The organism is Thioalkalivibrio sp. K90mix, from assembly GCF_000025545.1.
Lineage (GTDB): Bacteria > Pseudomonadota > Gammaproteobacteria > Ectothiorhodospirales > Ectothiorhodospiraceae > Thioalkalivibrio.
In genome coordinates, this window is the sequence record NC_013889.1 from 2438120 (window position 1) to 2452343 (window position 14224).

A 14224-nucleotide genomic window follows, 5' to 3' on the forward strand; every position below is an offset into this window, starting at 1 on the left:
CTATCAGGCCTCCGGGTGCGCGGGCATGGGCGGCTCGGCGGCCGGGCGGGCGAACAGATACCCCTGACAGTAGTCGACCTGATCCTTCAGCCAGCGCCACTCGCCAGGGGTCTCGATGCCTTCGGCAATGATCTGCACGTCCAGCTCGCGAGCAAGTTCGACGACCTTGCCGAGGATCTTCTGCTGGTAGACGTCGCCGTCGATACCGCTGACCAGTTCGCGGTCGATCTTCACGAAGTCCGGGCGCAGCTGCGACAGCATGTTCAGCGAAGCATAGCCAGCCCCGAGGTCATCCAGGGCAACCTGGAACCCGGCTCGCCGATAGCGCTCAACGATCCCGGCCAGATGCTCCAGATCGCTGACCTGATCGCTCTCGATCACCTCGAACACAAACCCGGCCGGGCGCGACTGATGCGCCGGCATCGAGAGGATCTCGCGCACGGTCGTCTCCAGGCAGAAGGCCGGGTCGTAGATCGCCGTGGGGTTAAAGTTGATGAACAGACGACTCCCGATCCCGCGCTCGGTGGCGCGGCGAATCGCGTTGATCCGCGCCGAACGGTCGAGATGAAACAGCAGATCGGCATCGCGGGCGGTGCGGAACAGGTCATTCGGCGGAATCACCTCGCCCGCCGGCGTGCTGGCTCGCACCAGCGCCTCGTAGGCGAAGACCTCGGCAGGATTGGCCGCATGCACGATGGGCTGAAAATGAAAGTCCAGTGCGTCGTTCGCCAGAATGTTCGACAGATCGCGCGCGTTATGGCGAGCGATCAGCGCGGACAGCAGGTGGGTGTCCTGCAGATGCCGCAACCCGAACTGCTCGCCCTCCGGCACAAACGTCGCCCGGCAACCCGCCTGCTCGGAGCCGCTCAGCACCTGGTCCAGCCGACTCAGCGCATCCGCAAGCCCCCCGTCCCCGGCAACCGGCATGGCCAGGATATCGGAGACCGGCTCACTGCACGGGATTTGTTCCTCGACCATCCGGCGCCGCAGGGCGCTGCGGGTATGGGCGAGTACCGGGGCCAGATAAAGGGTTCCGGACTCCGCCGGCAGCAGGTGGATCCGTTCACAATCCGGGCAACTCACGACCACCTCCAGCGGTCTGTCCTGGTCACGCCACATCCGGGCTGCCAGTGATAGCATCAGGCGAGCGGCACGGCGTGACGCACGCTGGTGCTGGGACCATATCACTCCTGCGGAGGTTGCATGAACGAATCCGGGTTTTCCGACGACGAGCTGCGCCGCCGACTCAGCCCCGAGCAGTATCGCATCGCCCGGGAAGGCGCGACCGAGCGGCCCTTCAGTGGCGCCTACAACGACCACAAGGGCGACGGTATCTACCACTGCGTGGTCTGCGGGGCCGCTTTGTTCGATGCCGCCGCCAAGTTCGACTCGGGCTCCGGCTGGCCCAGTTACACCGCACCGGCCAGCGCCGGGGCCGTCACCGAACACAGCGACCGGTCGCTGGGTATGGAGCGCATCGAGGTCCGCTGTGCCGGCTGCGATTCGCACCTGGGACACGTCTTCCCCGACGGCCCGGCGCCCACCGGCCTGCGCTACTGCATCAACTCCGCCGTGCTCGATTTTCGTCCACGCGACTGAACCGCGCCCGCGGCCATGACGGCCCGAGCCCGAACCCATGGCAGGGAGCACCATGTCTACCACCGTCCGTGAGCGCATCAACGTCCTGATCCTGGCCACCAGTCAGGCCCTGTTCCTGATCGCCGCAGTCACCGTAATGACCTTGAGCGGCGTGGTCGGCGAGCGCCTGGCCGCAGACCCGGCCCTGGCAACCCTGCCCGTGGCCGCGATGATGATCGGCACCCTGATCACCACACTACCCGCCTCGCTGTTCATGAAACGCTTCGGCCGGCGCACCGGCTTCCTCCTGGGCACCAGCGTGGGCGGGGCCGGCGGGGCCGCACTGGCGACGGCCGGGGTCTTCGCTGAGGCCTTCTGGCTGTTCGTGCTCGGCAACCTGCTACTGGGGGCCTACCAGGCCTTCGCGATGTACTACCGCTTTGCCGCCGCCGACGTGGCCAGCCCCGCCTTTCGCCCACGCGCGATTTCGCTGGTGATGGCGGGCGGGGTCGTGGCTGCCTTCCTCGGCCCGTGGAACGCGCACCACGCCCAGACCCTCCTCCCGGGCACGCCGGAGGCCGGTCCCTATCTGATCCTCGGCGCCCTGGCCCTGCTGGCGATGGCCCTGCTGGGCTGGCTGCGGGTGCCCGCACCGCCACCGGAGGAACGCGGCCCCGCCCGACCGATGCGCGAGATCCTGCCGCAGGGCCGCTTCCTCGTGGCCCTGACCGCCGCGGCCCTGGGCTATGCGGTCATGGTGCTGCTGATGACCGCGACCCCGCTGGCCATGCGCCAGGCCGGATTCGACATGGGACAGATCGCGCTGGTGATGCAGTGGCACGTGCTGGGGATGTTCGCGCCCTCGTTCGTGACGGGGCACCTTATTACCCGGCTTGGGATCACTCGCATCCTGGCGCTCGGCAATGCGTTCGTGCTGTTCAGTGTGGCGATCGCCGCGCACGGGGAAACGCTCGGGCACTTCTGGCTGGCACTGTTCCTGCTCGGGGTGGGCTGGAACTTCCTGTTCATTGGTGGCAGCACGCTGCTGACGACCACACACACCGCCACCGAGAAGGGCAAGGTCCAGGGCGTGAATGACCTGACCATATTTACGCTGGTCACCGCCGGATCGTTGCTGGCCGGGGCGCTGCTGCGACCACTGGGCTGGGACGGCCTGAATCTCGCGATGCTGCCAATCATCGCGCTGCTGACTATCGCCATCGCCTGGCTCTGGTTCGACGACACCCGCGCCCCGGCCCGCACCTGAGACGCCTCGAACGCTGATCAGCCGTTGCCAGGCCACTTCCGCCGTTGCGGCTGGCCTTGGCTCGTCATCCGGTGTTTACGTGCCTTCGGCCCGCCGCCTGCCAAGCGCTCACTCGCGAGCGCGCCGCGAGGTACTTCTTTGCTCGTGCAAAGAAGTACCCAAGAAACACGCCCGACTGCCGCGACCCCGGCCCGCTGCGCGGGCCGGGGTTTCCCTCGCTCCGAGGCTTTTCGCGGGCGGCGCTGAAACTCGCTGCGCCTTCGGCTTCGCTCAGACAGTCAGCTCCTCTCTTCCTGCGAAAAGCCTCTCCACTCGGCGCGACGACAACGGGGGTGAAGGTCAAGACAACGGCTGTCCCGACTATATTGCTCATGGATGGAGGCTAGGTATTCCCACATCCTGGGCACGCGCGGCCTTCGGCCCTGGCGTTCCGCGCCCGCGAGCGGGCGCCGGGGGCAGGTAGGATGCGGATGAGCGAAGCGAATCGCATCAGAGTTTCCCCGACGTCGGGACGGTGCGTTTCGCTGTGCTCAACCGCACCCTACGGCGTTGGAGTTGGGCGAAACGTTGGGGAATGGCTCTTGTTTTGACCTTATCCCCCCCCGTATGAAGCCCCTTGCGGAAGGGTTCTCGGGCCGGGAGAAGGCGCTGACTGTCTGAGCGAAGCCAAAGGCGTAGCGAGTTTCAGCGCCGCCGGCCCGAGGGCCCTGGAGCAAGGTCCCCGGGCGGAATCCGGGTGCGCCTCGACGGGTACTTTCTTGGGCAAGCAAGAAAGCCAGTTGTTGATCAAAAACGGGCGCGGCGCGCTCGCGAGTGAGCGCTTGGCAGGCGGTTGGACGAAGCCACCGTAAACACCGGATGCCGAATCAGGGCCAGCCGCAACAAGGCAGGCGGCCGGGAAACGGCAGATCAGGGTTCGGCGCGTGGGGCGGATGAGGCTCGGGCGCCGCGGCGTTCGCCGTCGACGTCGGTGACTTCGGCGTCGAGGTCGTGCAGGCGGCGGGTCGTCGCCAATGGCGACGTCGTGCCACGCGCCACCAAACGATAGGCGGCCGGGATCACGAACAGCGTGAACAGTGTGGCGAACAGCACCCCGGAGAACACCGCTACCCCGATCACGAAGCGCGTCTCCTCACCCGGGCCGGAGGCCAGGATCAGCGGAATGGAGCCGGCAACGGTCGTCAGCGCGGTCATCAGCACCGGGCGCAGGCGCATACGAGCCGCCTCGACCACGGCGCTGTCGAAGTCGCGCCCGCGGTCGCGCAGCTGGTTGGCGAACTCGACGATCAGGATCCCGTTCTTGGCCGCCAGACCGATCAGCATGACCATCCCGATCTGGCTGTAGATATTCAGGGTCTGCCCGGTCAAATGCAGCCCCAGTAATGCCCCGACCACGGCCAGCGGCACGGTCAGCATGATCACGAAGGGGTGCACGAAGCTCTCGAACTGCGCCGCCAGCACCAGGAACACGACCAGCAACGCCAACGCAAAGACAAACAGGATCGCCTCGGACCCCGCACGCAGATCCAGCGACTCGCCCTTGTAGTCGATCCCCGCCTCCGCCGGGAGCAGTTCGGCCGCCTTGGCATCCAGGGCATCGAGGGCCTGACCGAGTGTCATCCCATCCTGCAGCCCAGCGGTGAGGGTAACCGCACGCGCCCGGTTGTAGCGTTCCAGGGATGACGGCCCGGCAAACTCCTCGTAGGTCACCAGGCTCGACAGGGGCACCATCGCACCGGCTGCCGAACGCACATAGAGATTGTCGATATCCCCCGGTGTGCGGCGCTGGTCCGTCAGGCCCTCGATGATCACGTCGTACTCCTCGCCACGATCGACAAAGGTGGTCACATCACGCCCACCAAGCACGATGTCCAGCGTGCGCCCCACATCGCGCATGGATACGCCCAGATCCCCAGCGCGATCACGGTCCAGACGCACATTGATCTGTGGCTGGGTAGGCTCGTAGTCCAGATCGACGCGGGTCAGCCCCTCGATGCCTTCGGCCGCCTCGCGCATCGTCTCGCCCCACTGCTCGAGGGTGTCGTAGTCGGGCCCGGAGATCACGAACTGCACGGGCGGCCCAATGCGCCCGGGCGACAGGCCCTGGCGCATCACCACCCGGGCCTCGATACCCGGCATCTCGCCGATGATCCCGCGGATCTCGTCGATCACTTCCTGAGCGGACATGTCGCGGTCATCCCAGTGTTCGAGGATGGCAATCACGAAGCCGTTGTTCATCAGCTCCGAGCCGCCAAAGCCGCGCGGAGTACGCACCAGGGCGCGGCGAATCGGGCCGTCCTCGATCAGCGGCTGAATACGCGACTCGACCTCGGCCATCTGGCGGCTCATGTAGTCGAAGTTGGCCCCTTCAGGGCCGTCCACCAGCACGAAGAACGCGCCGCGATCCTCCTGTGGCGCAAACTCCTCGGGCAGGGTATCGAACAGATACCAGGCGGCCGCGAGCACCAGCGCGAGAACGGGGACAATCAGCCAGGCACCTTTCAGCCCCTTCTGCAACGCGCGTCCATAACCACGCTCCAGCGCCGCGAAACCGTGCCCGATATAGCGCGCCATACCGGTTTCGTCGTCGCCCTTGTGCATCAGGCGCCCGGACAATACCGGGGCAAGGGTCAATGCAACGAGGCTGGAAAAGAACACGGCAATCGCCATGGCAATCGCAAACTCGGTGAACAAACGCCCGACCATGCCCTCGAGAAAGGCCAGCGGCACGAACACGGCGATCAGTACCGAGGTGGTCGCGACGATTGCGAAACCGACCTGCCCGGCCCCACGATAGGCCGCCAGCAGGCCCGGTTCGCCGCGCTCGATGCGCCGGTGGATGTTCTCGAGCATGACGATGGAATCGTCCACCACCAACCCCACCGCGAGTACCAGCGCCAGCAGGGTCAGCAGGTTGACCGAGAACCCGAACAGATTGATGCCGATAAACGCCGCCGTGATCGCCACGGGGACCGTCACCGCCGGGATGATGGTCGCCCGCCAGCTCCCGAGGAACAGCCAGATCACGAACACGACCGCCGCCGTCGCGACGGCCAGGGTGATATAGACCTCGCGGATCGCCCCCTCGATGAACACCGATTCGTCGTAGGTGGTAACCAGCGAGGTGCCTTCTGGCAGGCTGTCCTGCAGATCGGCGGCCATGGCTTTGACCCCATTGGCGACGTCGAGCACGTTCGCGTTCGACTGACGGATGATCCCCAGCCCGATCATGTCTTCGCCATTGCCGCGAAACTCGCTGCGCTCGGTATCCGCGCCGATGTTCACCTCGGCCACATCACTCAGGCGAACCAGCTGGCCGCCTTCGCCGCGCTTGAGCACCAGGTTGGCGAAGTCCTCCGGTGTGCGGTACTGGCGATCCACCCGCACCGTGAATTCACGCTCCACCGACTCCAGGCGCCCGGCCGGGAGCTCGACGTTCTCTTCCCCCAGGGCGTCAGCGATATCCGTTACCGTCAACTCGCGAGCCGCCAGGGCCTCGCGGTCGACCCAGATGCGCATCGCGTAGCTGCGCGCCCCACCACGGCGAACCAGCGCCACACCGTCGACCACCGAGATCCGGTCAATCAAGTGGCGCTCGGCGTAGTCGGCCAGTTCCAGCGCATCCATCGTGGTGCTGGACAGATTCAGCCAGAGGATCGGGTTGGCGTCCGCATCAGCCTTGGTGACCTCGGGTGGGTCGATGTCCTCCGGCAGGTCGCGCAGCGCGCGGCCGACCGCCTCGCGCACATCGTTCGCCGCCGCGTCGAGATCGCGACTCAGGTTGAATTCGATGGTGATACGGGACTGTCCGTCCTCGCTCGAGGACTCAACGAAACGAATGCCCTCGATCCCGGCGACCCGGTCCTCCAGCCGCTGGGTCACCTCGCGCTCGATGATCTCGCCGCTGGCACCCGGATAGACCGTGTCGATCGTGACCACCGGCGGGTCCACGTCCGGGTATTCGCGCAGCGGCAGATTGTCGTAGGCGATCAAGCCGAAGGTGATCAGGAGCAGATTGAAGACAATCGCCAGGACCGGACGGCGATTGGCGACATCCGAGATAATCATTGCGCGGTGCCGGCCTCGCCGGTTTCCAGCGTCTCGGGCACCCGCGGCGGGAGCACCCGTACGGACTGACCATCACGCACGCGAGACACGCCCTCCGAGACCACGGTGTCGCCCGCATCGATGCCGGAGAGCACCTCGGCAAACCCCGGCATGCGCCGGCCGATACGAATCTGCACGCGTTCCACCGTGCCATCGTCCAGCAGGCGGAAGGTAAAGTGCTGATCGGCGACTTGCTGGACCGCGCCCTCCGGAATCGCCACACGTTCCACCGGGTCCAGGGCCAGCCGCACATTGGCCAGCATCCCGGGGCGCAAGATCAGGTCGGGGTTTTGCACGGCGGCGCGCACGATCAGCGTGCGGGTCGCGACATCGAGGCGATTGCTCACGGCCGAAACCTGTCCCTCGAATGCCCCGGACGCGCTGCGGCCATGGATCGTGCTGCCGAGCACAATCGCGGCCGCATGCCGCTCGGGGACCGCAAAGTCGACCTTTACCCGCTCGATGTCGTCCAGCTCCGCGATTGGGGTACCGGGGCTGACCAGGGATCCGGGACTCACCTGGCGCAGGCCCAGCCTGCCGGCGAAGGGCGCCCGGATTGTGCGATTAGCCACGCGCGCCTCGGCCGCGGCCACCCGGGCCTCCGCCTCACTCAGGCGCGAGCGTTGCTGATCCACCTGCTGCCGGGTCACGACGCCATCCGCCACGCGATCACGTACGCGTTCCAGCTCGCGCCGGGCGTCATCCACCTGGACCCGCGCCTCGCGCAGCGCGGCCTCGGCCTCGTCTGCATCCAGACGCACCAGAATTTGTCCCGCCTCGACCTCGTCGCCGTCGTCGAACAGAATCTCGACCACGCGCTCGGTCACGTTCGCGGTGACCGTCACCGATTCGTTGGCCTGAACCGTTCCCAGGGATTCGACGATGGTTTCGAAGGTGCGCGGCTGGACCACCGCTGTACGTACTGGGGTACGCCGATCCAACGCACTCGGGGCCTCGCCCACGGCCTGCGCTTCACCATTTGCAGTAGCGGATTCACCCTCGAACCAGTACCAGGCGGCCACGCCCAGCGCCACCACGGCCACCAATCCCAGCAACCCGCCAATCGCCTTCACCCAGCCAACCCCTCGATACGAAGGTGGCCCGGGCAAGCCCGAGCCACCGTGGTTCTCGCCAATAGTGTAACGACCGTCACGTTTCTGTGGCGTTCCGAAGCTCGACCGGCAAGTCTCCCAGCGACCGCCCGTGCGGCGCACGGTAATCGAGGAGCGGCCCCTTCGGCACGATTCGGCTCGGGTTCAGCATCGGGTGGCTGCCGTAGTAGTGCGCCTTGATGTGATCCATGCGCACCGTCTCGGCCACACCGGGGCGCTGGTAGAGCATGCGCATGTAGGCATGCAGGTGCGGGTAATCGATCAGGCGCTGGCGGTTGCACTTGAAATGGCTGTAGTAGACCGGATCGAAACGCAACAGCGTGGTGAACAGCCGCCAGTCGGCCTCGGTCAACCGGTCGCCCACCAGGAAGGGCTGGCGCGCCAGGCGATCCTCCAGCCAGTCCAGCGTCTCGAACAGGCGGTCCCAGGCCGCGTCGTAGGCCTTCTGGCTGGTCGCGAATCCGGAGCGGTAAACCCCGTTGTTCACATTCTCGTAGACGCGCTCGTTGACCGCGCGGATCTCCTCGCGCAGGTCCTCCGGGTAGAAATCCAGCGTATTGCCGGTGATGCCGTCGAAGGCGCTGTTGAACATGCGCACCAGGTCTTCCGACTCGTTGTTCACGATCCGGTCGGTCCGGGTGTCGAACAGCACCGGCACGGTCACGATGCCCGTGTACTTCGGATCGGTGCGGGTGTAGAGCTCGTGCATGTAGCGTGAACCGTGCACCCGGTCGCCGGTGCAGCCGTCGCAGTCATCAAAGGACCAGCCGGCATCGCCCATGTAGTGATGCACCACCGACAGCCCGATATGCGGCTCCAGGCCCTTGAGCTTGCGCAGGATCAGCGCGCGATGCGCCCAGGGGCAGGCGTAGGAGACATACAGGTGATAGCGCCCGGACTCCGCGGGGTAGCCGCCCTCGCCCAGCGGGCCCGCGGAGCCATCGGCGGTGACATAGTTGCGATACTGCTGGTCCTGGCGCACGAACTCGCCGTTCTCGTCGGACTCTTCTTCCAGCCAGCCCTCGCGCAGTTCGCCGTTGATCAGGAGACTCATGGGGTTCCCTCTGTAGCGGTCCAGCCGCCACCGTTACGGATGATGGGTTCGATTATCCTGTCGATAAAATCGAAAATAAATCGCGTTATTTCCGCCCGAGAGTTCGAAAATACCGAATCGACTGGGGGAGGGATCGCGAGGCTCAGGAGGCCCGCAGCGTGCCGTCGAAGTAGCGGGCAAGAAAGGTATCGAAGTCCAGGGTATCGGCCGCCTCGATCGCCGCCTGCTCCGCCAGGCTCTGGCGCGCCAGGGCCTCCAGCGTCTCGGCGCGCGGCAGCGGGCCGTTGAAGCGAAATGCCTCGCGGTGCTGCGCGGACAGGCGGCTGGCGTAGCGGTAGAAGCCCTCCTCGCGCGCCATCATGTCCTCCAGCATGCGCGCCGAGGGAGTCAGATCGGCCTGTTCGACCTTGCCCCACTGCTCGCTCAATGCACGGCGGTATGGGTCGCCCGGCAGTTCCTGATCGAGGATCGTGGCGACCGGGCGCATCAGGGCCAGCAGCTCGCGCGCCCAGTCCTGCAGCGCGACCTCGCCATCGGGGCGGCGCAGCGCAAGCCCCGGGCGCCGGCCGTAGTGCGCCACGTCCAGCAGGTTGGCATCGATTGCATCCAGCTCGCCCGGCTCCAGCAAGGGGCTCGGCTGCAACAGGCAGGCCAGGGCGAACACCTCGAGAAAACGCAGCTGGGTCTCGTCCACCCCCAGCGGGTGCTGGGCGTTGATGTCGACCGAGCGCAGCTCGACGTACTCGATCCCGCGCGCCTCCAGCGCATCGGTGGGCTTCTCGAAGCGCTCCAGCGGCTGCTTCGGGCGCACGGTGGAGTAGTACTCGTTCTCGATCTGCAGAATGTTGGCATTCAACTGACGGTACTCGCCATCAACCTTCACCCCGATACGCTCCCACTCGGGGCTGGGGGTGTTGATCGCGCAGCGCAGGGAATCCACGTAACCCGCCAGCGAGTTGTAATCGGCCTTGATGCCGGTATCCGCCTCCTTGCGGTTGGTGTAGCCGATATCGCCCATGCGCAGGCTGGTCGCATGCGGCAGATAGGAGGTGTCGTCGTCGAAGTCCTCCAGCACCGCGCCGTGACCCTCGAGGAAGGAATTGCACACGGCCGGCGAGGCCCCGAACAGATACGGCACCAGCCAGCCGAAGCGCAGCAGGTTGCGGATCATGCCCATCATGCGCTCGTCGCGGAACGCACGGTCGTCCTGCTCGCCCAGCACCTGCGCAAGTGCCGGCCAGAACTCGGGGCGCGGGGAGTAGTTGAAGTGCACCCCGGCAATCACCTGCATCTTGCGCCCGTAACGGTGCCCCAGCCCGATGCGGTAAACGGTCTTCATGCGTCCGGCGTTGGACGTGCCGTACTGCGCGACCGGGATCGCGTTGTCGTCGGCCGTCACGCAGGGCATGGAGGTCGACCACAGGGTCTCGTCGCCGACATTGGCCGCGGCGAAGGCCTGCAGGTCGTGCAGAAAACCCAGCGTCTCGCGCACATCGTCGAATGGCGGGGTGACCAGCTCCAGCAGGGCCTCGGAGTAGTCCGTCGTGATATTCGGATGGGTCAGCGCCGAGCCCAGTGCGACCGGGTGCGGGGTCAGGGCCGGTGACCCCTGCGGGCCGACGCGCAGCGTTTCTTTCTCCAGACCAATGCGCCCGTGCAGGCCTGTGCCCGCCAGGCGCTCCGCCAGCTGCGCGACCAGTCCCTGCAGATTGCGTTCGTCGGTTCCCACTGGGGTGCGTTTCCTGCCTGTCTGCAAACCCGGCGAACATACCGGAATGCGCCCCCGGGGTCACATGCAACCGGCACGGGGTTGCGGGAAGCCCGACGCCCGCGCAACCTTGCCGACAACCATTTGTGCTGACCGGAAGCCACCGAGATGTCCCGTAACGATTTACCCAATCACCTGATGGAACGCCTGAGCGCCCGTGCCCGCCGCGAAGGCCAGGACCCGCAGGCCCTGCTCGAGCGCTGGCTGGATACGCCGGCGAGCGCCGCCAGCCTGTATGTCTCGGCCCCGGTAAACGCCCTGGTCGAGGGGCTTTATCGCGAGGACACGACGATCGCCGACATCCTCGATCGTGGCGATTTCGGGCTGGGTACCTTCAACGACCTCGACGGCGAGATGGTGGTCCTGGATGGCGAGGTCTTCCAGCTGCGCTCGGACGGCCGGGCCTACGCGGTCACCCCGGAGACGCGCACGCCCTTCGCCTGCGTCACGCGCTTTCGCCCGTGGAGCGAGGAAACCATCGACACCCCGATGGACTACGATGGGCTGCTCGCCCTGTTCGACCGCCTGATCCCGTCGCACAACATGGTCTACGCGATCCGGCTGGACGGCGTGTTCGATTACGTACGCACCCGCTCGGTCCCGCGCCAGGACGCCTACCGGCCGCTGGTGGAGGTTGCCCGCGAGCAGCCGGAATACGAATTCGAGGGCATTGAGGGTTCGATGGCCGGCTTCTGGACCCCCGAGTTCATGCAGTCGGTCGCGGTGCCCGGCTACCATCTGCATTTCGTGGACGCCGACCGCCGCTGTGGCGGCCACCTGCTGGAGGCCCGCCCGCGATCCATCCGCATCGCCCTGCAGCACCTCCCGCGCGTGGATCTGGGCCTGCCCATGACACTGGACTATCTGACCGCGGACCTGTCGCGAGACACATCCGAGGACCTCAACGAGGCCGAACACTGACCCAGCCGCCATCGCATTGCCCTGAAACTACCACCCAAGGCCCGCCTTAACCTGGATAGCCGGCTCGCCGTGGCCTATAAGCTAAAGCTGCGGGGTGCAGGCGATGTCACAACAAACGGCCAGTATGCTCGACTTCTTTGCGCGGGGGCGTGATGCGCCGTTCCTGCGAGAGGTGCGGGCGCGCCAGGACCCTCCGGTCCCGATGATCGAGAACGCCCACCCGCCGGGGCGCATGAGCACGCCGCCGGTGCACGAGTTGATGATTAGCGACACCCGCGGGGCGCCCTTTCGCTTTCGGTGCGACATCGGCGCCGGGGCTTTTTCCGGCTGGGCAGACCTGAAGGAGTTCGTGGTGATCCCACCGAACGTTCCTACTTACTGCCAGATGCACGACCCCGCCAGGATGCGTTTTGTCGGTATACCAGCGGGACTCGCCCGCGCCTGTCTGGAACGCGACTCCGATGACCCGCTGGACTTTGGCCCCCTTCATACCCGCACACAGGCCGACCCTCTGGTGAGTCAGGCCCTGGCCGCCCTTTGGCAGGAGATGGGCCGGCAGGATCCGGCCGCACGTCTGTTCGTGGAGAGCATGATCGCGGTGCTGGTCGTGCGCCTTGCCCGCCTCGCGGATCAGCACCAGGAGCTGGAGGCGCGCCGCGCCGGCCTCGCGCCGCACCAGTCGGCACGTGTCATCGAGTACATGCGCGACCATCTGGATCACCGCGTCACACTGGGCGATCTGGCCACCCTGACGGGGCTGTCGCCCTGGCACTTCGCGCGCGCCTTTCGCGAGACGCACGGCTTGCCGCCGCATCGGTACCTTACGCGCCTGCGTCTGGAACGGGCCCGCGACCTGCTGGCCGACAGCCAGCTGAGCGTGACCGAGATCGCCAGCGCCACTGGGTATTCCCCGCAGCAGCTGGCCCGCCACTTCCGCCGTGCCTTCGGCGTGGCCCCGGGCGTCTACCGGCGCCTCCAGGCGGGCAGCGCCGCCCAGGGAAACACTGACTAATCTACACGCTCGAGTCGCTTTTGCGTGCGTTTAATGCGCGGTGACCGCCGTTCAGTCATTCTGCACAAGGGGACCGCAACGCCGTTCCCGCGCCCGTTTCTGATAACAACGGGCGGCCGAGCCCCAGCTTTCAATGGTTTGCGGGGTTGGCCCGCCAGCGTTACCCGCCCGGCGGGACATTTGCCGCAAGAAAGCGCCACCCGGCGCAAGTTTGTGACCGCGCGGGGCGGCCCCACCCCCTAGGCTCAAGACAAAGCCATCCGGCGCCATCCCCGAGCCCGGTCCATGTCTTCCGACCCACAAGCCAGTGCAGCCCCCACAAGAGCAACGCCACGGACCGCCGAGGCCTTCGGCGAGCACCTGATCGACATCCTCAACCACGGTGCATTGTGCCTGATGGTCTCGATCGGGCATCGCACCGGGCTGTTCGACCGGATGCGCGAACGCCCCGCCGCTACTGCAGAGGAACTTGCCACGGCCGCGGGCCTCAACCCGCGCTACGTACGCGAATGGCTGGGTGCGATGGCCACCGGCGGCTTAGTTACCGTGGAGCCGGAGGGTCCGCGCTTCGTCCTGCCTGCGGCGCATGCCGCCTGCCTGACCCGGGCCGCCGCGGCCGACAACCTGGCCGTGTTCGCCCAGTACATCGGCCTGCTGGGCGCCGTGGAAGACCGGATTGTCACAGCGTTCCACACTGGCGCTGGCGTGCCCTACGAACACTACACGCGGTTCCACGAGGTCATGGCCGAGGACAGTGGCCAGTCGGTCCTCTCCTCGCTGGAGAGCGACATCCTGCCCCTGGTACCGGGCCTGACCGACCACCTCGAGCGCGGGATCCGGGTGCTCGATGTCGGCTGCGGCCGCGGCCGCATCATCCACCGCCTGGCGACGCTCTATCCGCGCAGCCACTTCACCGGCGTAGATCTCTCGACTCAGGCCATCGAGCACGCCCGCGTCGAGGCAAAGGCGGACGGACTGACCAATCTTGAGTTCGTCGAGGCGGATGCGGCCGCACTGGATCGTCACGTCGAAAGCCGGTCATACGAACTGATCACCACCTTCGACGCCATTCATGACCAGGCCGCCCCCCTCGCAGTGCTGCGGGGCATCCACCGCGCGCTCGCACCCGAGGGGATCTACCTGATGCAGGACATTCGCGGCTCCGGCGCAATCCACGGTGATCTCGATCACCCGTTGGGCCCCTTTCTATACACCGTGTCCTGCATGCACTGCATGCCGGTATCACTCGCTCAGGGCGGCCCGGGGCTGGGCGCGATGTGGGGTGAACCCCGGGCCCGCGAGTACCTGGCGCGCGCCGGCTTTCACGACATCCAGGTCCATCGACTCCCCCACGACCCGCAGAACAACTGGTACGTGGCCACCCGATAACCCCGCGAGGAGGGAT

At 66.5% G+C, this 14224-nt stretch carries 10 protein-coding genes; 5 read left to right on the top strand and 5 right to left on the bottom strand.

Annotated elements, in window-relative coordinates; all coding sequences use genetic code 11:
- Positions 1–3: 3 nt before the first annotated feature.
- The gene (locus TK90_RS11645) at positions 4–1083 is read right to left on the bottom strand and encodes an EAL domain-containing protein (protein WP_210399557.1); all 1080 of its coding nucleotides are present in this window, start codon (positions 1081–1083) and stop codon (positions 4–6) included.
- A gap of 120 nt (positions 1084–1203) precedes the next feature.
- On the opposite strand from TK90_RS11645, the gene msrB reads away from it, so the two are divergent.
- Both msrB and TK90_RS11655 read left to right on the top strand, forming a co-directional pair.
- Positions 1204–1599 (top strand): peptide-methionine (R)-S-oxide reductase MsrB, encoded by a 396-nt coding sequence (msrB, locus tag TK90_RS11650; RefSeq protein ID WP_012983681.1) that lies wholly within the window; start codon positions 1204–1206, stop codon positions 1597–1599.
- A 52-nt stretch (positions 1600–1651) separates the two neighbouring features.
- On the top strand, positions 1652–2845 hold the full coding sequence (locus TK90_RS11655; RefSeq protein WP_012983682.1) for an MFS transporter: 1194 nt from the start codon (positions 1652–1654) through the stop codon (positions 2843–2845).
- Positions 2846–3754: 909 nt separating this feature from the next.
- Here TK90_RS11655 and TK90_RS11660 read toward each other — a convergent pair.
- The 4 genes from TK90_RS11660 to gshA form a co-directional block, all read right to left on the bottom strand.
- Positions 3755–6913 carry an efflux RND transporter permease subunit gene (locus tag TK90_RS11660; RefSeq protein ID WP_012983683.1) on the bottom strand — a complete coding sequence of 1053 codons (3159 nt, stop codon included), beginning with the start codon at positions 6911–6913 and terminating at the stop codon, positions 3755–3757.
- On the bottom strand, positions 6910–8025 hold the full coding sequence (locus TK90_RS11665; protein WP_012983684.1) for an efflux RND transporter periplasmic adaptor subunit: 1116 nt from the start codon (positions 8023–8025) through the stop codon (positions 6910–6912). The genes TK90_RS11660 and TK90_RS11665 overlap by 4 nt, the downstream gene beginning before the upstream one ends.
- Before the next feature lie 76 nt (positions 8026–8101).
- Positions 8102–9118 carry a glutathione S-transferase family protein gene (locus TK90_RS11670; RefSeq protein WP_012983685.1) on the bottom strand — a complete coding sequence of 339 codons (1017 nt, stop codon included), beginning with the start codon at positions 9116–9118 and terminating at the stop codon, positions 8102–8104.
- Positions 9119–9260: 142 nt separating this feature from the next.
- The gene (gene gshA / locus TK90_RS11675) at positions 9261–10847 is read right to left on the bottom strand and encodes a glutamate--cysteine ligase (protein WP_012983686.1); all 1587 of its coding nucleotides are present in this window, start codon (positions 10845–10847) and stop codon (positions 9261–9263) included.
- A 147-nt stretch (positions 10848–10994) separates the two neighbouring features.
- Here gshA and budA point away from each other — a divergent pair, with 147 nt between their 5' ends.
- From budA to TK90_RS11690, 3 genes are all read left to right on the top strand, one after another.
- The gene (gene budA / locus TK90_RS11680; protein WP_012983687.1) at positions 10995–11807 is read left to right on the top strand and encodes an acetolactate decarboxylase; all 813 of its coding nucleotides are present in this window, start codon (positions 10995–10997) and stop codon (positions 11805–11807) included.
- 124 nt (positions 11808–11931) lie between these two features.
- On the top strand, positions 11932–12819 hold the full coding sequence (locus TK90_RS11685) for a helix-turn-helix domain-containing protein (protein WP_012983688.1): 888 nt from the start codon (positions 11932–11934) through the stop codon (positions 12817–12819).
- Between the two features lie 285 nt (positions 12820–13104).
- Positions 13105–14208: a class I SAM-dependent methyltransferase gene (locus TK90_RS11690; protein WP_012983689.1), complete on the top strand. Its 1104-nt coding sequence runs from the start codon at positions 13105–13107 to the stop codon at positions 14206–14208.
- The last annotated feature ends 16 nt before the right edge of the window (positions 14209–14224 follow it).